This is a genomic window from Flavobacterium riviphilum (assembly GCF_055231795.1).
In genome coordinates, this window is sequence record NZ_JBUYSY010000001.1 from 416130 (window position 1) to 443052 (window position 26923).

Genomic DNA, 26923 nt, shown 5'->3' on the forward strand with positions numbered 1-26923 from the left:
AGTAGGACTTTATTTCTTGTAAAAGTCGTAAATTTTTTTGGCTTTTGAAACCCCAATTACCTCAGAAATTTCTTTTTCGGTAGCCAATTGCAATCTTTTAACACTTTTAAAGTGCTGAATAAGAGTTGTCATCGTTTTTTCGCCTATTCCTGGAATGCTTTCTATGGAAGAATTCAAGGCTGCTTTGCTTCGTTTGTCACGATGATGCGTGATCCCAAATCGATGAGCTTCGTTGCGCAATTGCTGAATCACCTTTAGTGTTTCTGATTTTTTATCCAAATACAAAGGAATGGAATCCCCAGGAAAAAAGAGTTCCTCTAATCGTTTGGCAATGCCAATAATGGTAATTTTTCCTCTCAATCCTAGCTCATCAATGCTTTTCAAGGCAGCAGATAATTGTCCTTTTCCTCCATCAATGATTATCAATTGTGGTAAAGGTTCGTTTTCTTCCAATAATCGTTTGTATCGGCGGTACACAACCTCCATCATCGAAGCAAAATCATCGGGTCCTTCGACGGTCTTGATATTAAAATGACGGTAATCTTTCTTGCTGGGTTTCCCATCTTTAAAAACCACACAAGCCGAAACCGGATTTGTACCTTGAATATTCGAATTATCAAAACATTCTATATGTCTTGGCTCGACAGGCATTCGCAAGTCTTTTTGCATTTGCGCCATTATGCGATTGGTGTGGCGATCTGGGTCAACAATCTGCAATTGCTTGAGTTGCTCTATGCGATAAAACTTGGCATTACGAATAGACAAATCCAATATCTGTTTCTTGTCGCCCAATTGTGGCACTGTAACTTTGATGCGCTCACCCAAATCAATAGCAAATGGTACAATCACTTCTCTAGACAACAAGTGGAATCGTTCTCTAAGTTCTACAATAGCTAATTCCAACAACTCTTCGTCGGTTTCTTCCAATTTTTTCTTGATTTCCATAGTATGCGAACGAATAATCGAACCGTGAGAAATTTGCAAGAAATTCACAAAAGCAGCGCTTTCATCCGAAACAATCGAAAACACATCCACATTAGTAATCTTTGGATTGATAATAGTAGAACGGGATTGATAATTTTCTAAAACTTCAATTTTTTCTTTTATTTTTTGTGCTTCTTCAAACCGCATTTCGCTGGCCAATTCCATCATCATTCGTTTAAAGTCTTTTAAACTTTCTTTGAAATTCCCTTTAAGGATTTCGCGAATCGCATCTACTTGCTTTTGATAATGTTCCAAGCTTTCGAAGCCTTCGCACGGACCTTTGCAATTGCCAATATGGTATTCTAAACACACTTTAAATTTACCGCTATTGATGTTGTTTTGGCTCAAATCGAAATTACAAGTCCGGAGCGGATACAACTCTTTGATTAATTCCAAAATCGTATTTACGGTCTTGAAACTCGTATAAGGGCCAAAATATTCCGATCCATCTTTGATCATTCTTCGAGTAGAAAAAATACGCGAAAAAGGTTCTTTTTTGATGCACAACCAAGGGTAACTTTTGTCATCGCGAAGCAAGACATTATAACGAGGCTGAAGTGTTTTGATTAAGTTATTTTCTAACAACAACGCATCGGATTCTGTAGGAACCACAATGTGCTTTATAGTCACAATTTTTTTGACCAGCACATTGGTTTTGGCCGTGTCATGCACTTTATTAAAATAGGAAGACACCCTTTTTTTTAAGTTTTTGGCTTTGCCTACATACAAAATTTTACCTTCTTTATCATAATATTGGTATACCCCTGGATTATCCGGAAGCGTTTGTATTTGTAGTGCAATAGAAGGAGACGTCATGTTGATGGGAAAATAGTTTTTTTCAAAACAAATTTACTAATTAGGAATTGGAATCGAAAAGAAAGAAGCTTGAATTCCTTTCAATCGCTGGAACGAAAACCAAGAGCTAATCAACTTTTTTGTTGCATCCTAAAACAAAACTCAACCACAAGCACTTAATCCTCTAAAACCTAACAAAAATCATTTTATGAAACCCTCATGGCCTTTACCTTTGTAACAAAAAAGAATATGCAATTCTGGAAAAAACTTGATCAAAAAGAACGCAAAACACGTATTCAACAAGCCTTAGATGAAAATGTAAATTTTGCCAAAGACATTTCCTTAGGTTATCCAGCCTCTAAACTCGATGGAAAAGTATTTTATGACGACGCCCCGTTTTTAAAAGAGGCTCCTACCTTGCAAACCTATGTGGCCAACCCAAACCACATTGGATGTCACACGCTTGGAACTTCAGAAAAAGCATTTAAAGGCACTCAAGAAATTGAAAGAGAGGTTTTAAATGTCATTGCAGTAGACATATTTAAAGCAACTCCTAATGACTTTGACGGTTATATTTCTCCAGGTGGAACCGAAGCTAATATTCAGGCTATCTGGATGTACCGCAATTTTTTTATGTATCAAAAAGGAGCCCAATTGCACGAAATTGCCATTGTAGCCTCAGAGGATACACATTACTCCATTGCTAAAGGATCCAATGTTTTAATGTTAGATTGGATTAAAGTTCCCGTTTCTTTTCATCAAAGAGAAATTGACACAACTGCTTTAGAACAAAGCATTGTTGAGGCCAAAAACAAAGGCAAAAAATATTTTATTGCGGTTTCCAATATGGGTACTACTATGTTTGGATCAGTAGATAATCCAGAAGTATATTGTTCCGTTTTTGAAAAATATGGTTTAGAATACAAACTGCACGTTGATGGCGCCTACGGCGGATTTGTATATCCGTTTAGCAATCCAAACTCAACGCTTAACTTTAGCAATCCAAAAATTAGTTCTATTACTATCGATGCGCATAAAATGCTGCAATCGCCTTATGGAACTGGAATTTTCATTAGTCGAAAAGGACTGATAGAAAACGTTTTGACCAAAGAAGCTGAATATGTTGAAGGTATGGACCTGACGCTTTGCGGAAGCCGTTCTGGTTCAAATGCTGTAGCGGTTTGGATGATTTTGTTTGCTTATGGCCCTCATGGATGGTTCGAAAAAATTAGTATTCTGCAAATGCGTACTCAATTTTTATGTCAACAGTTGGATGCACTCAATATTTCTTACTTCCGTGAACCACATATGAATATTGTAACACTCGAAGCACAAAACATCGATCCAAAATTGGCTGAAAAATATGATTTGGTCCCTCAGCAACATCAAGGAGACAACCATTGGTATAAAATTGTACTTATGGACCACGTAGAAGTGGATCATTTGAGTACTTTTATTGCCGAATTAAAAGTGTCATTGCATGCAGAAAAAAGAGTTACGGCTTAAATACAAAACACTCCGTCAAGAATTGACTGAAGATGCTATTGAGCAAATGAGTTTGGCCATTGCCAATAGTTCCCTAAAGTTGCCCATTTGGAACAAAACGTATTTTCATGTTTTTTTACCCATAGCCTCTCAAAAAGAGGTCAATACCGAGTATTTGTTGCATATTTTGGCCGGAAAAGACAAAGAAGTATTGATTTCAAAATCGGATTTCGATACCCGAAAAATGACGCATTTTTTGTTGACTGAAAACACGAAAATCGTAAAAAACGCTTATGGCATTCCAGAACCAATCTCTGGAATAGAAGTGCAATCCAAACAAATCGAAGTGGTTTTTATACCGTTATTAGCTTATGACATAATGGGCAATCGTGTAGGATACGGCAAAGGGTTTTACGATCAATTCCTTGCCGAATGCAGCCCAGAAACCTTAAAAATTGGACTTTCCTTTTTTGAAGCCGAAGATTCAATAGACGACATTCATCCCAATGATATTCAACTCGATTATTGTATTACGCCAAAAAAAATTTGGGAATTTAGCACCCCACAATAAAATCGTAACTATTTGATTTTTTGATTATTAAAACAAAAAAAATTTGTAATTTTAGGTTGAAATTTATTTTTCCAATCCAGTTTCTAATTTTAAATTCAAAATCATGGCAGTTTTAAAAGTAATCGAAGTCCTTTCTGGTTCAGAGAAAAGCTGGGAAGATGCAACAAAAAAAGCGGTTGAAAAAGCTTCAAAAACGGTAAAAAACATTCGTTCAGTGTATGTACAAGACCAAAGCGCAACAGTAAAAGATGGAAGTGTTTCTGAATTTAGAGTTAATCTGAAAATTACTTTTGAGTTAGACTAATAACCTATCATCTTGTTAAAATTTAGCCAGTGAAAAAATCACTGGTTTTTTTATGACTTCATTTTCAGGCACAACACCATAATTTTTAAATTTAACTTAACATAAAAAAAAGGTAATTTTGCACCTCAAAATTGAACCCTTTTCAAATGCATTTTAATAAAAAGAAACTTCTTTTAGTTACCAAAATAGTTGCTACTTGTATTATCCTATTGATTGCAGGTTTTATAGTTTTCCGAGACACTTTACTAGACCAAGCTTTAGATAAGGCGTCCACCACTATGGCACAACAATACAACAGCACCTTTAGCATCAAAAAAGCTGCTTTTGACGGATTAAATGGTGTAGAATTAGATCAAGTAATCCTAGCTCCAAAAGATGCGGATACCCTTCTAAAAATCAAAAAATTAAAAACCCACATTAGTTTTTTTAATTTATTTATAGGAAACATTCAATTGGAATCATTAGAGATTCAAGATGGCTATCTTCAACTCACCAAAAAAGGAAAGAAAAGAAATTTTGACGCCTTTTTAAAAAAGGAAGAAGAAATTAATCTTGAAAATTCAGACCGTAAAACCGATTATGCAGCTACAACCTATCGAATGATTAATCGTTTGCTCAATTTAGTACCTACAACCATGAAGGTTGATAAAATTGCGCTTAAAATTGATGACAATGGCAAAAAAACAACGCTAAATTTTGATAAGCTTTCCCTAAACCAGCAACAACTCAACGCCGCTATTGAGGTTAAAACAGGAACGTTTAATCAAAATCTATTGATAAAAGGTATAGCAAATCCAAGGCAAAAAACTACCGATTTCAGAATTTTTAACAAAGATACTGGCGCGATCCGTTTGCCATATGTAGACGAAAGATATAACCTAAAATCAAGTTTCGACTCTATTCGAATCAATGTACAAAACATAGACAAATCTATGGGTGAGCTCCATTTAGATGGTTTTGCAACTATAACCAATTTAAACGTAAATCATCCTAAAATTGCTAATAAAGATGTAGTGATTGAAAATGCTAGATTTGATTACCGATTTCTATTGGGAGCCGATTTTATCTCAATTGATAAGAGCTCAACGCTCCAATTGAACAAAATCAAACTGCATCCTTACTTAGCCTACGAAACGGAATCGGATACGATATACAAAATGCAGTTATCCATTCCAAAAATGAAAGCTCAGGACTTTATTGTATCGTTACCCGAAGGTCTTTTTACTAATTTCAAAGGAATGGAGGCTAAAGGGAAATTTGATTTTACATTGGATTTTAAATTCAACAAAAACAAACCCAACCAATTGGTATTCAATACAAAACTCAATAAAGAAAATTTCCAAATTACTAAATACGGCAAAGCGAATTTGACCAAACTCAACGGCGAATTTGTGTACCGAGCCATTATTAAAAATGTACTACAACGTCCTATATTGGTGGGTGCCGAAAATCCTGATTATACCCCATTGGATCAAATTTCGCCTTATTTGAAAAATAGCGTATTGACAACCGAAGACCCATCCTTTTTCTCACACCGAGGTTTTATCAATGAGGCGTTTAAACAATCAATCATTAAAAATATTCGCACCAAGAAATTTGCCAGAGGTGCTAGTACTATTAGTATGCAATTGGTAAAAAATGCGTTTTTAACCCGTGAAAAAACCTTATCACGAAAATTAGAAGAAATTTTGTTGGTGTACATTTTAGAAAACAATCGCATTGTTAGCAAAGAGAGAATGCTCGAAGTGTATTTCAACATCATCGAATGGGGACCCGATGTGTACGGTATTGGCGAAGCAAGTCGTTTTTATTTTCAAAAAACACCCGCCGAATTAGATTTGGTGGAAAGTTTATTTTTGGCTCGAATCATCCCAAGTCCAAAAAAATTCATGTATCAATTTGATGATCAAGGATTACTCAAAACTTTTGCTTTAAAACAACATTCTTATCTTACCAATTTAATGAACAAAAGAGGCCTTTTGAACCCTGAAGACTCTATATATAAATCCAAAGTATTGTTATTATCAGGCCCAGCCAAATCTTTACTAAAATTAAAAGCTCCAGATAGTACTCAAATTCCAATAGATTCACTCAATATCGACGATCTATTTAATTAAAACCTTTTCATCAAATCCAAAAATTGGGTTTGACCTAACGCAATTTACAAAACACATACCCTATGGAATTCGGAAAAATATTGATTTCAAATACAGCTTTCAATAGTGAAAATCTACAAGATTGTATTCACTCTAATATATCGGTTATCAATTTGATGCGAGAAGAAGGAATTGATGACGAATACATTCATGAAGATGCCATTACCAGTTACTACTTGGATTATTATTACACTCAATATTTGACAGGTAATTTTGCGCAATTCGTACATCATTCGGGATGGAATAAAGAATTGAACGAATGCATTGAAGAAGGCTTATCCTTAATTGGGGCTGAAAAACATTTGGAATTGTTTCAAAAACTATCCAAAAAAGTACAATTGATGAGCAGTGTCAAACTACAGAAGTTTCTAAAAAACAAAATTGAAGGTGTAAACCCTATTCGCGATTTGCTTATTGATGATACGTTTTTCGAAATCGATGAAAATCTCGTAACCTTAAACGCAAACTTTCTAAAATCACATCCTGATTGTGAGGTGCTTTCTGTAGAAGAAATGTTTACCAAACTTGAAGCTTATTTAGGTCATGAAATAAAAAGACAATAATACTTAGTATCCTAAAAAATAAAAGCCGTTTGACATATCAAACGGCTTTTCTGTTTTGAATAGTTACATACTAAAATTTATAAGTAATGCCAATTTTCATTCCACTAACGGTATTTCCACCACCAGCTTCGATATTAATACCAAAATTATTATTGAAGAAATATCTTCCTCCAATTTGCGCTCCTAAATCTATATCAGAATCTTGGCTACCATAATATTTACCATTTTTGTAATTCCAAGTGTAATAGTTTAATCCTAAACCTGCATAAAAATCCCACTCTCTAGCAATTCCTAGAATTTCATTAAAATGATAATTCACATTAGCGCCAATTCCTGTTACCGAATAATCATAATCATTCCCGTCAAAACGCTCATCATCGTTACGATAAGACAATTCACCACCCAATGTAAAGTTATTACCAAGACCATAATCAAGACCCACATAAACAGGGGTTCCCCAACCCGAAGTTCCTAATCCTGCATTCAATTGCAAGCCACCTTTCTCTAAGGGCGCTTGACCAAAAACACTAACTGCTGATAGACATAAAAAGGCTAAAAAAAAATTTTTTTTCATTGTAATGGTTTAAAAAGTTTGGGACAAAAATAGACTAAGTCAAGCTATTTTCTTAACATATTTATTGTTTTGACTTTTGGCAAACGATAACACATTTACTACTAGTGGTTTAAGTTTGTCAAAAAAAGACATGATATCCTTTAAAGTTTACATTAGGCAAAATTGAACTAAAAGTGCATTTTAACCAAAATTTCTACTTGTTTATACATACAAATTTGGAGTTATTGAAAATAGTTTTAAATTTAGGATTTAAACAAAACAAAACAGCAATCTATTGATTTTCAGTTTTATATAATAAATTTAGAGGAATGAAAAAATTAACAACCCTAGTCTTTTGTTTTATTGTCGGTTTTATATATGCTCAAAACGCTATCTCTAATGATTGGGTGGCATTCCGTCAGACCATTGATATTCAAAACAAAGTAAAAAAGAAATTCAAAGTAGTCGCATCTGTAAAAGTCGAAAGTAGCGAACCGAAAGCTTGGGCTGGAATTTGGTCAAGAGTTGATAACAAAAATGACGAATTGGGGTTCTTTGATAATATGGGAGATAGACCTATCAAATCTAATAGTTGGCAATCTTGCACGATAGAAGGAACCATTGACGAGAATTCAAAAGCGTTGAATTTTGGAGGCTTGTGTTCGTACAACGGTAAATTCTATTTTGACAAATTCGAACTTTTCATAGAAAATGCTAAAGGCGTATTAGAGCCCTATGCTATAATGAATGCTAGTTTTGAATTGCCTCTTAAAAATGGAGAAATTCAAAAATGGGAATTTGGCACTCGAAAAGGTAAGATTACAAAAGTCAAAGAATATAGTGTTAAACTAGATAAAAGTGCTGTTGCTGGCAATACAAGTTTACTGCTGGAAGGTACAGGAATTGTAGTTAAAGAAACTGGTAAAATAGGAAATATTGAAGGCGCTTCACCTCAAATTGGAGCAATGATTTCGATGCTTGAAGATTTAAAAGATAGGGTAGAGCGTACAGTGAAAAACATGAGTCTATACGAAATTGACTATTTGCATGACGAAAAAGCCAATAGAATCGGTTCACTAATTATGCATTTGGCTGCTGCCGAAAAATATTATCAAGTACTAACATTCGAGAATAGAGATTTTACTCCCGAAGAGCAAGCAAAATGGGGCACTGCTCTAGAACTCGACAAAGGGGGACGAGATGAATGGAAAGGACATGAAATTCAATACTATTTAAACATCTATAATGAGGTACGGAATAAAACCATTGAAGAACTAAAGAAAAGAGATGATGCTTGGTTTAATCAACAAGTGATGAAAGAAGAAGTAACCAATCATTTCTGCTGGTTTCATGTAATGGAGCACCAATCCAGTCATTTGGGACAAATCTTGTTCCTGAAAAAACGAATCCCACCTCAAAAAGAAGTGATTTTAGAACAGAAGATTAAAAATTAATCCCTGTCAATTTTGAAAAAAGTAAACCTTCTTTGCAGATAAATCGAAGAAGGTTTTTTTTGATTCAAAATCGGGAAACCTTTTCCCAAAACTTTGTCTAGTACTTCCCTAACTTTTGCTTAAATTTGTGGACGCAAATTGCATTAAATACACGAGTTAAAAACGAAACTATGTTACAAATCGCATTTATTAGAGAAAATCAAGAAAAAGTAATCAACGCTTTAGCCAAAAGAAACATCGATGCTACAAGCCTTGTAAATGAAGTGGTACAATTGGACGAACAACGCAGAGCTACTCAAGTAGCGCTAGACAACACCTTGTCCGAATCTAATAAATTGTCCAAAGAAATAGGCGAACTCATGAAAAGTGGACAAAAAGAACAAGCCACTTCGCTAAAAGAAAAAACCGCCGTTTTGAAAGAGAAAAGCAAAGAACTTGCTGAAAAAGCCGATGCATTTGCCGAAGAACTCACTCAAAAACTATATACCTTACCCAATCTTCCTGCTGATATTGTTCCAAACGGGAAATCAGCTGATGATAATCTTAATGTATTTCAAGAAGGTGATATTCCGGCCTTATTTGAAGGAGCCCTACCGCATTGGGAATTGGTTAAAAAATATGACATTATCGATTTTGAATTGGGGGTAAAAATCACCGGTGCGGGATTCCCGGTTTATAAAGGAAAAGGAGCTCGTTTACAACGTGCTTTGATCAATTACTTCTTAGATAAAAACACAGCTGCTGGTTACAAAGAGATGCAAGTACCTCATTTGGTAAACGAAGCTTCAGGATACGGAACTGGACAATTGCCGGATAAAGAAGGCCAAATGTATCACGCAACGGTTGATGATTTATACTTAATTCCAACTGCTGAAGTGCCAGTAACCAACTTGTTTAGAGATGTTATTGTAAGCGAAAACGAATTGCCAATTTTATGCACGGCGTACACCCCTTGTTTCCGTCGTGAAGCAGGTTCTTATGGGGCACACGTACGTGGATTGAACCGTTTGCACCAATTTGATAAAGTAGAAATTGTACGTATCGAACATCCAGAAAAATCATACGAAGCTTTGGATGGTATGGTAGAACATGTGAAATCAATATTACAAGAATTAAAGTTACCATATAGAATTTTGCGTTTATGCGGAGGAGATATGGGATTCACTTCGGCATTGACCTATGATTTTGAAGTGTTTTCAACTGCACAAGACCGTTGGTTAGAGATTTCATCCGTATCCAATTTTGAAACTTTCCAAGCCAACCGTTTGAAATTACGTTTCAAAGACAAAGACGGAAAAAATCAATTGGCGCATACCTTGAACGGAAGTTCTTTGGCATTACCAAGAGTGTTGGCCGGAATATTAGAAAACTACCAAACTCCAGACGGAATCGTAATTCCAGAAGTGTTACGTCCGTATTGTGGTTTTGATATAATTGACTAAAATAAATTACCCTATAAGGCATCTAAGGTCATTTCAGTTGGCTGATTTCAATGATTTAATTTTTAACAAAAAAGCTAAGTTTTAGTACCAACTTGATTCTCAAATGTTCTTACATGCCTTATATGGTTAAATAATTTTGTAACCCATGAAAAAACTCTTTCTACATATCGCACTGTTTTTTTCATGGATTTGTTTTTCTCAAAACGAGCAATTGGCCCAATATTATTATGAAAAAGGAGATTTTGAAAAGGCCAAATTAGGGTATGAAGAGTTGCTAAAAAGTAGCCCGCAAAACTCACAATTTTTTCAAAGAGCCGTAGACTGTTATCAGCAATTACAACAATACGATTTGGCTGAAAAAACCATACAAACACGGTATTCTAAATACAAACAAAGTTTCTTATTGGTCGATTTGGGATACAATCATCAATTGCAAAAAAACGATTCGAAAGCCAAAAATTATTACGATCAAGCACTCGAAAGCATTTCATCAAATCCCAATGAAGTATATGGTGTTGCCAATTCCTTTGAAAAAAAAGTACTCTTAGACTACGCAGTAAAAGCTTATCAATTAGCGGCACAAATGGAGCCTACTTTTAATTTCAATTATCAATTGGCTCTACTCTATGGTCAACTAGGCAAAACCGATTTGATGATAACAACGTTTTTAGACGAGGCCTTCATCAACCCTCAAAACTCCAATTTGATTCAGCATCAGTTGTCTCGTTATATGTCTGACGAAGCCGATCTTACCTTTGCCGAAGCTTTAAAAAAAGCTTTGATTTTACGTACCCAGAAAAATCAAGATATTTTCTGGAATCAATATTTAAGTTGGTTTTATGTACAACAAAAAGAGTTTGGCAAAGCCTTTATTCAAGAAAAGGCCATTTACAAACGCCAACCGGAATCGTTAAATGATATTGTGAATCTTGGTCAGATGGCTATTGAAGAGAATCAAACCGAGTCAGCAACAGAAATACTGACTTACGTTTTAGAAAACACTATGGACTTAGACCTCCAAATTAAAGCCAATACCTATTTGATCGAAATGCAATTGGCCAAAGCCCAACCCGCAGATTACCCAAACATAGCAACGAAGTTACACAACCTATTACAACAATTTGAAATCAATCCATTCACTTTAAAATTACAATTGATTCAAGCCCATTTTACCGCTTTTTACCTCAAAAAGCCTACAGAAGCTAGGGCAATTATTGATCAAGCTATGCAGCTTCCCATCAATGAGCTTCAAAAAGCAGAAGCCAAAATGGAATTGGCCGATATTTTCTTATTTGAAGAAAAATACAACCAAGCCCTGCTCTATTACTCTCAAATTGAATTGGATTTAAAAAATGACGTTTTGGCGCATGAAGCCAGTTTTAAAGCAGCCAAAACCAGTTATTTCAAAACCGATTTTGAATGGGCACTCAAGCAATTTAAAACCTTAAAATCTGCCAATACACAATTGATTGCCAATGATGCTTTAGAATATTTTTTATTGATTAATGACAATACCGTTGCCGATTCTACTCAGACCGCTTTGAAGCAATTTGCCAAAGGAGACTACTTGATGTACCAAAAACGCAACGATGAGGCTATTGCACATTTCCAAAAAATGCTTCAGCAGTTCAAGGGACAAGAAATTGAAGCGGTAACCCTTTTACGATTGGGTAAACTATATGAGACAACAGGCAATTATACTCAAGCCATACAGCAATATCAAGCAATTATTACCCAACATAGTGATGGCATTTATATAGACGAGGCCTTGTTTTTTGCGGCAGAACTGTATGTGAAATACCTAAACGACCCCGAAAAAGCAAAACCGCTTTATGAAAAAATGATTTTTAACCATCAAGACAGTATTTACTTTGTTGAAGCAAGGAAAAAATTCAGACAATTACGAGGCGATATATTAGCGCCCTAAAAGCCCCCCACCCCCAAAAGGGGAGTAAGCGAAACCATAAGAGTTTGAACTAAATTGAATAATAAAGAATAAAAAAGAGTGAAATTTTAACCCTACTTTCCCCTAGTAGGATTCCCCTTCGGGGGTTAGGGGGCTTATCATGATAATATACAATGTAACGATCAATATACACGAAAGTGTACACGACAAATGGATGATTTGGATGCAGCACAAGCATATTCCAGAAATGTTGGCCACCGGCAAATTTTCGAATGCTAGATTGGTTCGCGTTTTGGTCGAAGAAGAGATGGGAGGAGTAACCTATTCGGTGCAATACACCACTGATAGTAGAGCAACCTTGCAAAAATATTACCAAGAAGACGCGCCCGCTTTGCGAGAAGAAGGGCTCAAACTATTCGGCGATAAAATGCTAGCATTTAGAACCGAATTAGAAGTGATTTCGGAACATTAAATAAAAAGTTCCTTAGGAACAAATGATGTTGTAGCCCCGATGTTTCTGGGGATTTCAATTCGTTAACACAAGTCATAAAAAAAGAATTTTAGTACGTACAAACACCCTAACGCCTTCTTGCCTTTGCGGTTAAAAAAATAATTATGGAAAAAGTAAAAGCCAAAAAACATCTCGGACAACACTTTTTGAAAGACGAAAGCATTGCCAAAGCCATTGCCGATACCTTAAGCCTAGAAGGCTACAACGAAGTCCTAGAAATTGGTCCTGGTATGGGGGTGTTGACCAAATATTTGTTAGAAAAACCTATCAACACCTACGTTATAGAAATCGATACAGAGTCTGTAGCATATTTGGATGCGAATTACCCAAAACTAAAAGATAAAATTATTTCAGAAGATTTCCTTAAATACAACATCAATAGTGTTTTCGAAGGCAAACAATTTGCCATAATTGGAAATTTTCCTTACAACATTTCTACTCAAATTGTATTTAGAGTACTTGAATTTCGGGATCAAATCCCCGAATTCTCAGGTATGTTTCAAAAAGAAGTTGCCGAACGCATTTGCGAGAAAAAAGGAAGTAAAACCTATGGCATACTCTCGGTTTTGGCCCAGGCTTTCTATGATACCGAGTATTTGTTTACGGTAGATGAAAATGTATTCAACCCTCCTCCAAAAGTAAAATCAGGGGTGATGCGCATGCGTCGCAAAGAAAATTATACCCTTCCGTGCAACGAAAAACTCTTGTTTACCGTGGTGAAAACGGCCTTTCAACAACGTAGAAAAACCTTGCGCAACAGTTTAAAAACCTTAAATTTGTCCGATAATTTAAGAGAAGATCCCATTTTTGACATTCGTCCTGAGCAATTAAGCGTTGAAGAATTTATTGCCTTGACCCAAAAAATAGAAGCCGATGGAGTTTAAAATCAGCAAAGAACTTATAGCAGAGTTAGAGCAACTCATTCAGAGCAAGAACGACAAAAAACTAGAATTGCTTCTGAATGACATGCACCATGCCGATATTGCAGAAGTTCTTGATGAGCTTGATTTTGAAGAAGCTACTTATATTTTCAAGGTTCTTGATAGCGAAAAAACCGCCGAAATCCTTCTTGAATTAGAAGACGACCTGAGAGAAAATATCTTGAGCCGTCTTTCCCCTAAAGAAATCGCTGAAGAGCTTGATGAATTAGAAACCAATGATGCGGCCGATATTATTGCCGAATTATCTCAAGATATCAAAGCCGAGGTAATCTCAGAATTACAAGACGTTGAGCACGCCAAAGACATCGTCGAATTGTTGCGCTACGACGAAGATACCGCCGGTGGTATCATGCACAAAGAGTTAGTAAAAGTTAACGAAAACTGGAACGTACTTACTTGTGTTAAGCAAATGCGTATCCAAGCCGAAAATATTTCCAGAGTGCATTCCATCTATGTGGTGGATGATGAAGGGCGTTTGAAAGGACGTTTGTCGCTCAAAGACCTCCTTACTACCTCAACACGAATGCCCATAAGCGATGTATATATTCGCAAACTCAACTTTGTTAACGTAGATACCGAAGATGTAGAAGTAGCCCGTATCATGCAAAAATACGACTTAGAGGCCATTCCGGTAGTCGATGAATTAGGGCGATTAGTAGGACGCATCACCATCGATGATATCGTAGACGTAATCAAGGACGAGGCCGACAAAGATTACCAATTAGCTGCCGGTATCTCGCAAGACGTTGAAGCCGATGACAGCATCATGGATTTGACCAAAGCGCGATTACCTTGGTTGGTACTAGCTCTATTGGGTGGTTTTATCACTGTTCGTGTCCTTGGATTGTTTGAAGGCGCGATGGCCGAACACGGAAAACTCTTTTTCTTCACCCCGTTAATTGCTGCGATGGCTGGAAATGTTGGCGTGCAATCTTCCGCAATTATTGTACAAGGTTTGGCTAATAATACCCTAAGTGGTTCTCTTTTTAGCCGATTGCTCAAAGAAATATCCTTAAGTCTTTTGAACGGTTTGATATTGGCCAGCATCTTATTCATTGGCAGTCATTTATTTCTCAATGTCGAGGTCGTCATTGGAGTAATTGTCACCATTGCTTTAGTCTCTGTAATTATCATTGCCTCGCTTATTGGCACTTTTATTCCGTTATTGTTGGATAAATTTGGCATTGACCCTGCCTTAGCCACCGGCCCATTCATCACCACTAGCAATGATATTTGCGGTATTTTAATCTATTTTTCCATTGCCAAATTAGTCTTAGGATTTTAACCCAGCACCCACTATTAACCCTTATTAACCAACCAAAATACCAACCATGAAAGTACACATTATTGGAGGCGGAAACCTTGGCGTTTCTATTGCCTTAGGTTTAGCCAAGTTTTCACAAGGACATCAAATCACCATCACACGACGTAACACGGCTAGCATTTTATATTTACAAGAACTCGGAATAACAGTAACTACAGACAATACCTTAGCTATTCAGGAAGCCGACTTGATTATCTTAACCATCAAACCTTATCAAGTAGATACAGTATTGACCGAAATCCTTCCAGTAATTACGAACAAAACCATTGCCTCAGCCGTTAGTGGTTTATCAATCGAAAATTTACAAAACAAAATAGGCCCTTCTCACAGCGCCATCCGAATTATGCCCAATATCGCAGCCCAATTTGGAGCATCAGCCACTTGTATCGCTTTTAACGAAAAAAACAAAGAAGCCGCTCAACCCGTAGTTCAATTGTTTCAAGACTTAGGAACAGCCCCAATTATCGACGAAAAATTAATGGATGCAGCTACCGTTTTGGCCGCCAGCGGAACGGCTTTTGCCCTGCGTTACATCCGAGCGTCTATGCAAGCGGGCATCGAAATTGGATTCGATTGGCAAACGGCTTTGGCTATTTCAGCACAAACCGTAAAAGGTGCCGCCGAAATGCTCCTTGAAGAAAAAGGCCATCCCGAACAATTAATCGACCGCGTAACTACACCGCAAGGCTGTACCATCGCCGGACTCAACGAAATGGAAATGCACGGTTTTAGTTCCTCACTCATTCGAGGCATCAAAACGTCCTTAAAACAAATCAAAGGATAAATTATTTGGGCGTGCCACCCTAACGCAAAGGGGCCAACTCATGCTAGTCTTGAGTCGGCCCCTTTGCTTTAGGCTGTCGGGCTATCCGCGCTACTTCGGTAGCTAGCTCCTATCCCTCACGCAGGAAAAAACAGCGTAAAAACTAAAAATTATTCTTGTTATATGCTCTTCTTTTTAACCATTTTCTAGTCCAATATATAGCCGTTATCAGCACAATAAGGAAAGGCCAAACGCTAATTAAACTAATCAAGAAATCAGAAAATGAATTGAAACCAGATATGATTCCATTCCAAATTTTAGAACCATAAGAAATAGTAGCCCCATCATTTTCGACAACACTTTTGTAAAATTCAATACTAAGTGTACTCATCGAAATCTGATTTTGTAAATACAACAATTGCCCTTGTTTCGATTCTATCTCTTCACGAATAATAGAAAGTTGTTTTTCTATTTCTAAGATCTCAGAAATTTTTGTCGCCTTTGCTAACAAATCAAGATAACGACTTTCAAGTTTTTTTTTGGTGGTCAGTCGAGCTTCAATATCAATATACTGCTCTGTTACATCTTCTGCAGAAACTTCTTTGGAATCAAAAAAACTAACTCCTTTAGACATTTCATTCAAAAACAAATCAAAGCTTTGACTAGGCACACGAACAGTCATTCGCTTAGTTAATGAACCATAATCTTTTGACTCGTTATCATTTTGTATGATACCTTTGTATTTTTTTACTGAAAGAATTACTTGTTCATATGTTTTCTCTAAATCATTGGTCTCGAAACGAACAGAACCTGTTTTAATGATTTTTTGCTCAACAGCTACTTGTTTATTAACCCCACTTGCTTGAGCATTTGATTCTTCTGGTTTAACAAATTTTACTTTGTCAACTTTTGCTGGAAGTTCAATAGCTTTTATACTCATATCTTCCGAAAAGTTTTCCGCCTTTTTACAAGCTAAAAACAACAGAAAACAAATCACAAAGAAGAACCTGTTTATCAATGTCATATAATTTTATTTAAATAATTAAAGTGGGAATTTAACTATTTTTAAAATTACTAACAACACTAAACTATTTTTTAATTTGTTTCAACTTAAAATTAATCTTCAGCCAAATAAATCCAAGTGTTCCCGCCATAAACGATGCAATTAAAATGGCAATTTTAGAATAATTGATGACCTCTTCACCATCATTTTTAAAGGCCAAAAGCGTAATGAAAATGGACATGGTAAATCCAATACCACCTAACATACCCGCTCCCAAAATATCTCTCCAACGCAACTCTTTCGGTAACGTACAGATACCAAAAGTAACCGCCAGAAAGGAAAACAACCATATCCCTAATGGTTTTCCAATAACCAAACCTGAAATAATTCCTATTGAGTTAGCATGAGATAATCCCTCATGCCAATCGCCAGTAATTGGAATGCCCGTATTGGCTATGGCAAACAAAGGCAAAATGATAAACGCCACTGGTTTGTGTAAAAAGTGCTGCAAACGATAAGATGAAGTTTGCGGGCTACCATCCCCAAAAGGGATGACAAATGCCAATATCACTCCTGTTATTGTAGCATGAATCCCAGAATTGAGCATAAAATACCACATCCCAACACCTCCTAATAAGTATGGAATTAAATTATGAACTTTTTTTCGGTTCAATATGAACAAGAATCCCCATATTGCCAACGCATACAACAAATTCATGAAGTGTAACGAATCGGTATAAAAAATGGCAATTACTAATATGGCACCTAAGTCATCAATAACCGCCAAAGCCGTCAAAAATATTTTTAAAGAAGCCGGTACTCTTTTGCCCAAAAGTGATAAAATACCAATGGCAAATGCAATATCAGTAGCCATGGGGATACCAGCTCCATTTTGTGTAATTGTTCCATAATTAAGGGCCAAAAAAATACCCGCAGGTACAATCATTCCACCTAAAGCTCCAAATATTGGCAAGGCTGCATTTTTAACATCGGCTAACTCACCATCATAAATTTCGCGTTCTAACTCCAAACCAATCATCAAAAAAAAGATGGCCATTAATCCATCATTGATCCAATCAGTTATGGTGTGATGTCCTATAGGAGTTTTCCAAAAAGAAATATAGTCGATTTGATATGAAGAATTAGCTAAAAATAACGAAAGTACAGTGGCAAATAATAGTAATAAACCACCAGCTTTTTCACTTTCAAAAAAAGCTTTGAATGTTTTTGTTAATCTCATTTAGTGTAATTAAATGGTTGTTGACTCATTTTGGGCAAATTTACGAAATTTTAAAATAACTCAAGTTTTGGCACAATACCCTTATTTTTCATTAACTGTTTTAACAAAATTTTTAGAATATCTACACACTAGTACTTATAAAAAAGGACAAGAGGCAGTAATATCCCCTTGTCCATTTAAAGACCAAAAAATAGAAATTTTTTAAACTATTTTCCTCCTTTTAAGCTTACTTGCCAATCCTTTAATTCTTGCCATTTTCCTAAATAGGCCATTTCGGCTTGTTTAGGCCATGTAGTTGGTGAATGTACTACAAATCGTTCGCCTGCTGCATCTAGAATACTTTGACATTTTTCAACACTAGTTTCTCCTAATGCTTTCCATGTTTTGATATCCGCTTGATGAAACAATTCCTCTATCTTAGGCCCTATCCCTTCCACTATTTTCAAATCATTTTCTATTATTTTTTTACCAAAAACACCAAAAGCGAAGTTCGCATCAAATGGAATTGAAGCCGGTGTACTAGCAAAATTTTGTGTGTTTGAAGTTTTCGCACGCATATTTTTGAGTCCTTCTTCTAGTTCGCTAATCTTTGCTTGTAATTTTGAAGATTTATGTTGACAAGCATCCAAATCAGCCTGTAAATCAGCATTCGCATCCAAAGTCCTATTGCCTGATATTCTTCCTAACAAATAGCCTAAAATTCCACTTATCAACCCAACAAGTGCAGGAATTAAAAAACAAGGTATAGTCATAATAATATATTTTAATGTTTAGTTAATGGTAATTACGGTTCGTCTGTTTTTGGTTCTACCTTCCGCCGTTGCATTATCCGCAATTGGTTCAGTTTGGCCTTTTGAATAGCTATTAATTTGAGTTTCTTTTATGCCATTTTCAATCAAATAGCTTTTTATAAAATCGGCTCTTTGTTGTCCTAAAACCATATTTTGTCTTTTAATTCCAACATTATCTGTATGTCCTACCACCGAAACTTTGGCCTCAGGAACGTTTTCTAGATAGCGCTGTATGGCACTAATTTTTGCTTTTTCTTGATCGGTTAATTGAATATTCCTTTGGTTTGTATTAAAATAAAGAACAAGTGGATCGGCATTGATTGAATCTCTTAGCGCACTCCATTGCTCTGTTGTTGCAGGAGTGTCAATAGTCAAAAATGTGTATGCTGCAGGTCCTATTAATGTATCGGCACTCATTCTCCACGTGTCTATGATTTTGCCATCAGTAGAGAATTTTTCTTTTGGAATACCCATAGAAACAAAGTAGTTTTTTACGCTTTCGGCTCGTGCTAGCCCAAGATTTTCAAAATTGGTCGTGTTTTTCTCATCCGATGTAGCATAGCCCGTAATTTGAACTTTCTGATTCGGTTGTTGTCCTAAAAAATCTTTTAGCTTAGAAATGCCAAAATTTATCGAATCACTCACAGGATTCAATAAAATAGCTTCGTTCTTAAGAAATTTTAAATTCTGATTGGTTTTGTATGCAAAACCATTTCCCTGCAATTGAAACGCGTTGGTAGCTGCTACCGAATCAGAAACTTTACTATCGGTTGCTTGCGCTTCTTCACTAGCACAACACTCTTTTGGATACATCCAAGTACCCAGAAGCATGGCCAAGAGTATACCTAGTAGGTACAAAAATTTTTTTGACATAGGATTGTTATTTGAAGTTCTATCAAATTTAAGAAATACTTATCAATTTAACAGTAACTATCTGTTTTTTAATTAATTACAACGATAGATTTAATTTTTATTTAACATATTAATCTATTATAAATACCTGTACTTGGTCAATCGCCAACCGAGAAAAAGGCTGCTAGAAGTACGCGGTCCATCCAATGGTTTGTAATCCACGTTACAGCGATTTTTTCATTAATTTTGTCTTTCAAAACAATGCTATATGTCTATCAAAATTCTTCATCTCGACAGCAATAATTCGTTGCTCTGGAATCAATTACAAGCCGCAGGATTTGAAAACGAAGCCGATTTTACCTCATCCAAAGAAGAAATTGAACAAAAGATTGCTCAATATCAAGGAATTGTGATTCGGAGTCGATTTAAAATTGACCAAAAATTCATCGATAAAGCCACTCAATTACAATTTATTGCTCGCGTTGGGGCTGGATTGGAAAGTATTGATTGTGACTATGCGTCTTCCAAAAAAATTGCTCTTATTGCGGCGCCCGAAGGCAATAGAAACGCCGTGGGAGAACACGCTTTAGGTATGATTCTATCTCTTTTTAATCACTTGAATCAAGCCGATAACGAAATTAGAAACGGGCATTGGAACAGAGAAAGCAATCGGGGACATGAATTGGACGGAAAAACCGTGGGTATCATTGGCTATGGCAACATGGGTAAAGCATTCGCTAAAAAATTGCGCGGATTTGACGTCGAGGTACTTTGCCATGACATTTTACCCAACGTTGGCGATGCCAATGCCCAACAAGTTGCTTTGAAAGAACTGCAAGAAAGAGCAGATGTACTGAGTCTACATATTCCTTGGACGCCTGAAACGGATAAAATGGTGAATACTGATTTTATCGCATCGTTTGCTAAACCTTTTTGGTTGATTAATACTTCTAGAGGTAAAAATGTCGTAACGGCTGATTTGGTCAAAGCATTGGAATCTGGAAAAATATTAGGGGCAGGATTAGATGTTTTAGAATACGAAAAGCTTTCATTTGAAACCTTATTCCAAGACAAAAACACCCCCGAGGCTTTTGACTATTTGCTAAAAAGCAAAAAAGTGTTGCTCACACCGCATATTGCTGGCTGGACCTTTGAAAGTCATCAAAAACTTGCACAAGTGATCGTGGATAAAATTAAAGCGTTATATAACAAATAGAAAATAAGTTCCTGATTTGCAACATTTTATTTGTTTTTAACACTAACTCTTAACTAAAATAAATAAACTATGGAAACGAATAAACAGGAAGCTTGGAATACTCCTTACCCAAAAGCGCAACCCGAGAACAAAAAAATTATTGCAGGTGTTCTAGCCCTGTTATTTGGAACATTAGGAGTTCACAAATTTGTATTAGGGTATACGCAAGAAGGAATAATTCAATTAGTAATTGGAATTTTGACTTGTGGCCTTGCAGGTCTTATCGGATTTATTGAAGGTATCATTTACCTTACCAAAACTGATGAAGAGTTTTACTTTACCTATCAAGTAAATAAGAAAGGTTGGTTCTAAAAATACAATAAAAAAAAGCTGCCAACTAAATCTTGACAGCCTTCATATTTATCGAGTAATTTAATTACTATTTTTCAGATACGAATCTTCTTGTAACTTCCGTCCAATTGATCACATTGAAAAAAGCTTCAATATAATCTGGTCTTCTGTTTTGGTAATGCAAGTAGTAAGCATGCTCCCAAACGTCCATTCCTAAGATTGGAGTTCCTCCACAACCTACACCTGGCATTAATGGATTGTCTTGATTTGGTGTACCACAAACTTCTAATTTACCGCCTTTTTGCACGCACAACCAAGCCCATCCAGAACCAAATTGTGTTGCACCAGCTTTGGCAAACTTAGCTTTGAATTCTTCAAATGTACCGAAAGAAGCTTCGATAGCATCCAATAATTCACCTGTTGGTTGTCCTCCTCCATTTGGAGACATTACCGTCCAAAACAAATTATGATTATAAAATCCACCACCATTATTTCGAACAGCGGCATTAGTCATATCTAAATTAATCAATATATTCTCGATAGTTTTGCCTTCCATATCGGTCCCAGCAATGGCTGCATTCAGGTTCGTTGTATAGGCATTATGATGTTTAGAATGGTGAATTTCCATTGTTCTTGCATCAATATGAGGTTCTAATGCATCGTATGCATAAGGTAATTTTGGTAATTCAAATGCCATGATAATGTAATTTATAAATTGATAAAAAAATTAATTCAAATTTAGACAATTAACTTTATACTAAAAAAATATTTGTCATTATTTAATCAATTCGTAATTTTTCTTCACAATTTACTACTAATGAATAAGTTACAAAATCACTATTACATTAAACTGAAACAAACCCATACATAACTGTTTCTTTCGCTTACAAACTTACATTGAGACCGAATGGAAAAGGCAAAATGACAAAAACATAAAAAATTAAGAATGGGCCATAGCCATACATACAATGCTAACTTTAGCATCGGGTATTTGTAACAAGGCTCGAGAACAAGCTTCAAGAGTAGCGCCAGTGGTCAACACATCATCTAATAACAAAAAATGTTTGCCGTGATCGGCTAATGAAAAACGAATGTCAAAAACATAATTCAGTCCTTCCATCCTATTCAAAAGATTTTTCTTAGCTTGTGTTTTGGTATCCTTTTGTCGAATTAATAATTTTTTTTGCAACGGAATAGACAGTACCTCCGAAAGAGCCAAAGCAAAAGTATCTACTTGATTGTACCCTCTTTTATGTCGGCGTTTTTTATGAATAGGAACCGGCACAATAACATCTACCGCTTCCAGCACACCACTTTTCTGCAACTCCTCGGCATACCAATGACCAAGTTGGGTGCCTATTTCTTGCTGTCCGCGATATTTTAAATTATGAATCAATTCTTGTACGATTCCTTTTTTATGAAAATACAAAAATGCCGAAGCGTGTTCTATCGGAATTCGACCATAAAACTTTTGATAGGCTTCATTTTCGACCATCAAATGGTGATGCGTTTGTGGCAAATTGTGTCGGCATTGCGTGCATATTACTTTTTCATTAGTCCACAACATCGAATGACAACCCGAACAAACAGGAGGAAAAAAAAGTTGAAATAAGGCTTTGAACATCTAATCAAGGTTTTAATGCTAAAAATAAGTAAAATGATGATTCAAACTTGTTGATTTTTGTTTTTTTTAAAAGCACTTTTTATATTTTTGCAACACTATGGCAAAACAAGAAGATATATTTAAGAATGTAGTTTCGCACGCAAAAGAGTACGGGTTTATTTTTCCGTCTAGCGAAATATACGATGGTTTAAGTGCAGTATATGATTATGCACAAAACGGTGTTGAATTAAAAAAGAACATACGCGAATATTGGTGGAAATCGATGGTACAAATGAACGAGAACATTGTAGGTCTCGACGCTGCCATTTTGATGCATCCAACCACATGGAAGGCTTCAGGTCACGTAGACGCATTTAACGATCCATTGATTGACAACAAAGATTCCAAAAGAAGATACCGTGCCGATGTTTTGATTGAAGATTATGCTGAAAAACTCAACATCAAAGCAAAAAAAGAAATTGAAAAAGCAAAAGTTCGTTTTGGAGATGCTTTCAATGAGCAAGAATTTATTACAACCAATCCAAGAGTAGTAGAATATTTAGCCAAAGAAAGAGAAATTCTAGAAAGAATGGGGCGCTCTTTGGGTAATGGTGATTTAGAGGATGTAAAAGCTTTGATCGAAGAATTAGAAATAGCTTGTCCAGAATCAGGTTCACGCAATTGGACCGAAGTGCGTCAGTTCAACTTGATGTTTGGTACCAAATTAGGAGCTTCAGCTGATACGGCAATGGACTTGTACTTACGTCCTGAAACGGCTCAAGGAATTTTTGTGAATTTCTTGAATGTGCAAAAATCAGGTAGAATGAAAGTTCCTTTTGGAATTGCCCAAACAGGAAAAGCGTTCAGAAACGAAATTGTAGCCAGACAATTCATTTTCCGTATGCGTGAATTTGAACAAATGGAAATGCAATTTTTTGTGCGTCCAGGCGAAGAAATGCAATGGTACGAACACTGGAAAGCTACTCGTTTGAAATGGCATTTATCGCTTGGTTTAGGCCAAGAAAAATACCGTTTTCACGATCACGAAAAATTAGCGCATTATGCCAATGCCGCTGCCGATATCGAATTTGAATTCCCATTTGGTTTCAAAGAATTAGAAGGAATTCACTCAAGAACCGATTTCGACTTAAAAGCACATGAGCAATATTCAGGTAGAAAATTACAATATTTTGATGCCGAATTGAATCAAAATTATGTGCCTTATGTTGTAGAAACTTCAGTTGGTTTGGACAGAATGTTCTTGGCGGTTTTTGCTACTTCACTAAAAGAAGAAACTTTAGAAGATGGCTCAACTAGAACGGTATTAAAATTACCAGCGGTTTTAGCACCAACTAAAGCGGCTATTTTACCTTTAGTGAAAAAAGACGGTTTACCAGAAATTGCTAAGCAAATCATTGAAGATTTACGTTGGGATTTCAATGTGTCTTACGATGAGAAAGATGCAGTAGGAAGACGTTATAGAAGACAAGATGCTTTAGGAACACCTTTCTGTATCACAGTAGACCATCAAACGGCAGAAGACCAAACGGTAACCATTCGTCATAGAGACACTATGAAACAAGACCGTGTAGCTATTGCCGATTTAAAAGCCATCATCGAAAATGAAGTATCGATGAAAAATTGGTTGATGAAGATGTAGTAAAATATTTATTATATAAAGAAAGGCTTCTCGATTTGTGAGAAGCCTTTTCTTTTATTTTTAGAATCTATACCCTAAAGTAATTCCACCGCGACCAACTATTTCAGGGCTATTGTTACTGAATAAATTTCGGCCTATCCCTGCATTGATTTCGAATATATATCCTTTTTTATGAACCCATTTGGATCCAATTCCAAATCCGAGTGCCAGATCCGTGTATTTTTCACCTTCTACTATATAAGAGGAATCCGTAGTAGGATCATATTCTGAATAAGTTCCATTTTTTCCTGTGCTAATCGAACTAAATCCTTCTACAAAAAAACCAGAAGCTCGTTTTTTACCAAAATAAGCACGATAATAAGGCGACAAACTAAAAGTGGTATCAAAATCCTCCTCTTTTGCAATAAAAAAAAGCGATACCCCAACACCAGAATCATCATTCAGAATTTGTTCATAGGTTACTTCAAATGCTCCTAAAACCAAAAACAAGGCGTTCCCTTTTAATTCATTTTTTTTAAACGAAACGGTTTCGTTTTCTTGGCTTAAACCATTTAGGCTTAGAATCAAGGTTAAAAATAACAGTATTTTTTTCATAATTAGTTTTCTTCAAATGTAGGAAAAACTATTAAAAAAATACTATAAAAAAAGAGATCGGTACCGATCTCTTTTTTTTTATTCCTCTTTGTCATGCATTTTCCTTTCCAACTCCGCTTGATATTCTTCCATAACTGGTTTCATAGTACTCTCGGGGATGTCTGCAATGCGTATGTAAATTAATCCATCAATAGCATTATTAAACAACGGATCGACATTAAAGGCCACTAATTTGGCATTTTGCTTGATGTATTTTTTGATTAAAACTGGCAAACGCAACACACCTGGTTCTAATTCATCAATTATTTTGTCAAATTTATTTAGGTCGGCATCGGTCTCATTAAATACAAAATCCTTATCAGCATCTTTTAATCTCACTTTAAACTCCTTTTTAGGATGCACATATTGAGCAATGTAAGGATCATAATAATGCGATTTCATGAATTCAATCATCAAAGACTTTGAAAAATCTGAAAATTGATTGCTAATACTTACTCCTCCTAATAAATATTTATGTTCTGGATAATGCAGAGTCGTCAAAATGATACCTCTCCATAACAAAAATAGCGGCATGGGTTTTTGTTGATATTCTTTTACAATGAAAGCCCTTCCCATTTCGATAGACTTGTGCAACATATCGTCTAACTCGGGTTCATATCGAAACAAATCATTGGTATAAAATCCCTCTTTGCCATATTTAGGATAAATTTCACTTCCTAATCCCATTCGATAGGCTCCGGCGATTTGTTTGGTTTCATCATCCCATAAAAACAAGTGGCGATAATAATGATCAAATTTATCTAAATCAATAGACTCATTTGTTCCCTCTCCCACCTCTCGAAAGGTAATTTCTCGCAATCTTCCAATTTCATGAAGGATAGTAGGGATGTCTTTCGCTTTGGCAAAAAAGACCTCATAATTTTTACTTTGCAACAAACGAAGATCCTTTGCACGTAAATTTTCCACCTCACTAATCATAGATTCGGTACTTGCCGGCCTGACGATTTTTTTAGGGCTCTTGTTTCCTTTTAGAGGATTATTGGATAAAAATGTATTTTCTTTCTCAAAAGGATTTGCTAACATGTACGTTTTCTTGCGCAAGAAATCCGTGTATTCTTCTAAGGTTTCATACTCATTTTGTTCGGCTACAGAAATGGGTTTCCCAATTCGAACTTTGATTACTCTTCGTTTTTGTGTTAACAATTCCGAAGGCAATTTGGCCGTTCTCAAGGTGTCACTAATTTTAGAAAGCGCATAAAACAGTGTACTATTCTTGGCGTGAAAATAAATAGGAACCACTGGTACTTGGGCTTTACGAATAACCTTCATCGCTCCTTCTTCCCAAGGTTTATCCACCATCAGTTTACCATCTTTGTATGTAGACACTTCACCTGCGGGGAAAATCCCTAACGGTTTTCCTTCTTTTAAGTGCCGTAAAGTCTCTTTTATTCCAACAACACTAGATTTGGCATCTTTATGGTTTTCGAATGGATTAACCGGCATAATATACGGTTTCATAGGATCTATTCGATGCAATAAAAAATTGGCAATTATCTTAAAATTGGGCTCTTTTTCTAACATTAATTTCAACAGCAAAATGCCATCTATTCCGCCCAGAGGGTGGTTAGAAATAGTGATATAAGGACCTTCTTTAGGTAATCTTTTAAAATCTTCTTTTGGAATTTCGAACTTAATTTGAAATTCGTCCAATATAGCATTTAGAAATTCTACTTCACTTAAATGCTTATTTCTATCATAGATTTTGTTTAACGTAGATATTTTTAAAATTTTCATCAGCAACCATCCTGAAAAAGTACCAAAAACACCGTACTTATCCGTATTTATTGCCTTTGCAACTTCTTTTGCGGTAACTAAACCCATT

General features: G+C 35.8%; 25 protein-coding genes. 15 read left to right on the plus strand and 10 right to left on the minus strand.

Translation table 11 applies throughout. The features are described 5' to 3' along the window. Window positions 1-9: 9 nt before the first annotated feature. Window positions 10-1800 carry an excinuclease ABC subunit UvrC gene (uvrC, locus tag ACZIX2_RS01850; protein WP_463338371.1) on the minus strand — a complete coding sequence of 597 codons (1791 nt, stop codon included), beginning with the start codon at window positions 1798-1800 and terminating at the stop codon, window positions 10-12. Window positions 1801-2028: 228 nt separating this feature from the next. Here uvrC and ACZIX2_RS01855 point away from each other — a divergent pair, with 228 nt between their 5' ends. The 5 genes from ACZIX2_RS01855 (at window position 2029) to ACZIX2_RS01875 (ending at window position 6858) form a co-directional block, all read left to right on the plus strand. Next, complete coding sequence (locus tag ACZIX2_RS01855; RefSeq protein ID WP_463338372.1) at window positions 2029-3285, plus strand: pyridoxal-dependent decarboxylase; 1257 nt, start codon at window positions 2029-2031, stop codon at window positions 3283-3285. Then, window positions 3260-3835, plus strand: coding sequence for a 5-formyltetrahydrofolate cyclo-ligase (locus tag ACZIX2_RS01860; RefSeq protein ID WP_463338373.1), 576 nt, complete (start codon window positions 3260-3262; stop codon window positions 3833-3835). The genes ACZIX2_RS01855 and ACZIX2_RS01860 overlap by 26 nt, the downstream gene beginning before the upstream one ends. Window positions 3836-3938: 103 nt before the next feature. Continuing rightward, complete coding sequence (locus ACZIX2_RS01865; RefSeq protein ID WP_463338374.1) at window positions 3939-4139, plus strand: dodecin family protein; 201 nt, start codon at window positions 3939-3941, stop codon at window positions 4137-4139. Window positions 4140-4285: 146 nt separating this feature from the next. Next, window positions 4286-6256: a transglycosylase domain-containing protein gene (locus ACZIX2_RS01870; protein WP_463338375.1), complete on the plus strand. Its 1971-nt coding sequence runs from the start codon at window positions 4286-4288 to the stop codon at window positions 6254-6256. Window positions 6257-6318: 62 nt separating this feature from the next. Then, window positions 6319-6858: a DMP19 family protein gene (locus ACZIX2_RS01875; protein WP_463338376.1), complete on the plus strand. Its 540-nt coding sequence runs from the start codon at window positions 6319-6321 to the stop codon at window positions 6856-6858. A gap of 70 nt (window positions 6859-6928) precedes the next feature. Here ACZIX2_RS01875 and ACZIX2_RS01880 read toward each other — a convergent pair whose 3' ends face one another. Further along, window positions 6929-7432, minus strand: coding sequence for an outer membrane beta-barrel protein (locus ACZIX2_RS01880; RefSeq protein ID WP_463338377.1), 504 nt, complete (start codon window positions 7430-7432; stop codon window positions 6929-6931). A gap of 308 nt (window positions 7433-7740) precedes the next feature. On the opposite strand from ACZIX2_RS01880, the gene ACZIX2_RS01885 reads away from it, so the two are divergent. The 7 genes from ACZIX2_RS01885 to proC all read left to right on the plus strand — a co-directional run bounded on the left by ACZIX2_RS01885 (window position 7741) and on the right by proC (window position 15773). Then, window positions 7741-8865, plus strand: coding sequence for a DinB family protein (locus ACZIX2_RS01885; protein ID WP_463338378.1), 1125 nt, complete (start codon window positions 7741-7743; stop codon window positions 8863-8865). A 170-nt stretch (window positions 8866-9035) separates the two neighbouring features. Next, the gene (gene serS / locus ACZIX2_RS01890) at window positions 9036-10307 is read left to right on the plus strand and encodes a serine--tRNA ligase (protein ID WP_463338379.1); all 1272 of its coding nucleotides are present in this window, start codon (window positions 9036-9038) and stop codon (window positions 10305-10307) included. Between the two features lie 145 nt (window positions 10308-10452). Continuing rightward, window positions 10453-12234, plus strand: coding sequence for a tetratricopeptide repeat protein (locus ACZIX2_RS01895; protein ID WP_463338380.1), 1782 nt, complete (start codon window positions 10453-10455; stop codon window positions 12232-12234). A 139-nt stretch (window positions 12235-12373) separates the two neighbouring features. After that, the gene (locus ACZIX2_RS01900; RefSeq protein ID WP_463338381.1) at window positions 12374-12685 is read left to right on the plus strand and encodes a DUF4286 family protein; all 312 of its coding nucleotides are present in this window, start codon (window positions 12374-12376) and stop codon (window positions 12683-12685) included. Between the two features lie 143 nt (window positions 12686-12828). Further along, on the plus strand, window positions 12829-13608 hold the full coding sequence (rsmA, locus tag ACZIX2_RS01905) for a 16S rRNA (adenine(1518)-N(6)/adenine(1519)-N(6))-dimethyltransferase RsmA (protein WP_463338382.1): 780 nt from the start codon (window positions 12829-12831) through the stop codon (window positions 13606-13608). Beyond that, a complete protein-coding gene (gene mgtE / locus ACZIX2_RS01910; protein ID WP_463338383.1) occupies window positions 13598-14950 on the plus strand; it encodes a magnesium transporter in 1353 nt (450 codons plus the stop codon). Before rsmA ends, mgtE begins: the two co-directional genes overlap by 11 nt. 46 nt (window positions 14951-14996) lie before the next feature. Next, complete coding sequence (gene proC / locus ACZIX2_RS01915; RefSeq protein WP_438061311.1) at window positions 14997-15773, plus strand: pyrroline-5-carboxylate reductase; 777 nt, start codon at window positions 14997-14999, stop codon at window positions 15771-15773. A 142-nt stretch (window positions 15774-15915) separates the two neighbouring features. Here the strand turns inward: proC and ACZIX2_RS01920 are convergent, their stop codons facing one another. From ACZIX2_RS01920 to ACZIX2_RS01935, 4 genes are all read right to left on the minus strand, one after another. Next, entirely contained in the window at window positions 15916-16692 is a 777-nt protein-coding gene (locus ACZIX2_RS01920) for a DUF4349 domain-containing protein (RefSeq protein ID WP_463338384.1), read from the minus strand. A 148-nt stretch (window positions 16693-16840) separates the two neighbouring features. Next, complete coding sequence (nhaA, locus tag ACZIX2_RS01925; protein ID WP_463338385.1) at window positions 16841-17995, minus strand: Na+/H+ antiporter NhaA; 1155 nt, start codon at window positions 17993-17995, stop codon at window positions 16841-16843. Window positions 17996-18201: 206 nt separating this feature from the next. After that, on the minus strand, window positions 18202-18747 hold the full coding sequence (locus ACZIX2_RS01930) for a hypothetical protein (protein WP_463338386.1): 546 nt from the start codon (window positions 18745-18747) through the stop codon (window positions 18202-18204). A gap of 18 nt (window positions 18748-18765) precedes the next feature. Beyond that, window positions 18766-19659: an OmpA family protein gene (locus tag ACZIX2_RS01935; RefSeq protein ID WP_463338387.1), complete on the minus strand. Its 894-nt coding sequence runs from the start codon at window positions 19657-19659 to the stop codon at window positions 18766-18768. A gap of 247 nt (window positions 19660-19906) precedes the next feature. On the opposite strand from ACZIX2_RS01935, the gene ACZIX2_RS01940 reads away from it, so the two are divergent. Together ACZIX2_RS01940 and ACZIX2_RS01945 are read left to right on the plus strand one after the other, a co-directional pair. Further along, on the plus strand, window positions 19907-20854 hold the full coding sequence (locus ACZIX2_RS01940) for a 2-hydroxyacid dehydrogenase (RefSeq protein ID WP_463338388.1): 948 nt from the start codon (window positions 19907-19909) through the stop codon (window positions 20852-20854). Window positions 20855-20923: 69 nt separating this feature from the next. Continuing rightward, a complete protein-coding gene (locus ACZIX2_RS01945) occupies window positions 20924-21205 on the plus strand; it encodes a TM2 domain-containing protein (RefSeq protein WP_463338389.1) in 282 nt (93 codons plus the stop codon). A gap of 67 nt (window positions 21206-21272) precedes the next feature. Here ACZIX2_RS01945 and ACZIX2_RS01950 read toward each other — a convergent pair whose 3' ends face one another. Together ACZIX2_RS01950 and ACZIX2_RS01955 are read right to left on the minus strand one after the other, a co-directional pair. After that, a complete protein-coding gene (locus ACZIX2_RS01950) occupies window positions 21273-21881 on the minus strand; it encodes a superoxide dismutase (RefSeq protein WP_463338390.1) in 609 nt (202 codons plus the stop codon). 243 nt (window positions 21882-22124) lie between these two features. Next, window positions 22125-22808 (minus strand): ComF family protein, encoded by a 684-nt coding sequence (locus ACZIX2_RS01955; protein WP_463338391.1) that lies wholly within the window; start codon window positions 22806-22808, stop codon window positions 22125-22127. A 97-nt stretch (window positions 22809-22905) separates the two neighbouring features. Here ACZIX2_RS01955 and ACZIX2_RS01960 point away from each other — a divergent pair, with 97 nt between their 5' ends. After that, window positions 22906-24447, plus strand: coding sequence for a glycine--tRNA ligase (locus ACZIX2_RS01960; protein ID WP_463338392.1), 1542 nt, complete (start codon window positions 22906-22908; stop codon window positions 24445-24447). A gap of 60 nt (window positions 24448-24507) precedes the next feature. On the opposite strand, the gene ACZIX2_RS01965 is transcribed toward ACZIX2_RS01960, so the two are convergent. Both ACZIX2_RS01965 and ACZIX2_RS01970 read right to left on the minus strand, forming a co-directional pair. Beyond that, on the minus strand, window positions 24508-25041 hold the full coding sequence (locus tag ACZIX2_RS01965; RefSeq protein WP_463338393.1) for a DUF3575 domain-containing protein: 534 nt from the start codon (window positions 25039-25041) through the stop codon (window positions 24508-24510). A gap of 78 nt (window positions 25042-25119) precedes the next feature. Next, window positions 25120-26922: a GNAT family N-acyltransferase gene (locus ACZIX2_RS01970; protein WP_463338394.1), complete on the minus strand. Its 1803-nt coding sequence runs from the start codon at window positions 26920-26922 to the stop codon at window positions 25120-25122. Window position 26923 lies beyond the last annotated feature (1 nt).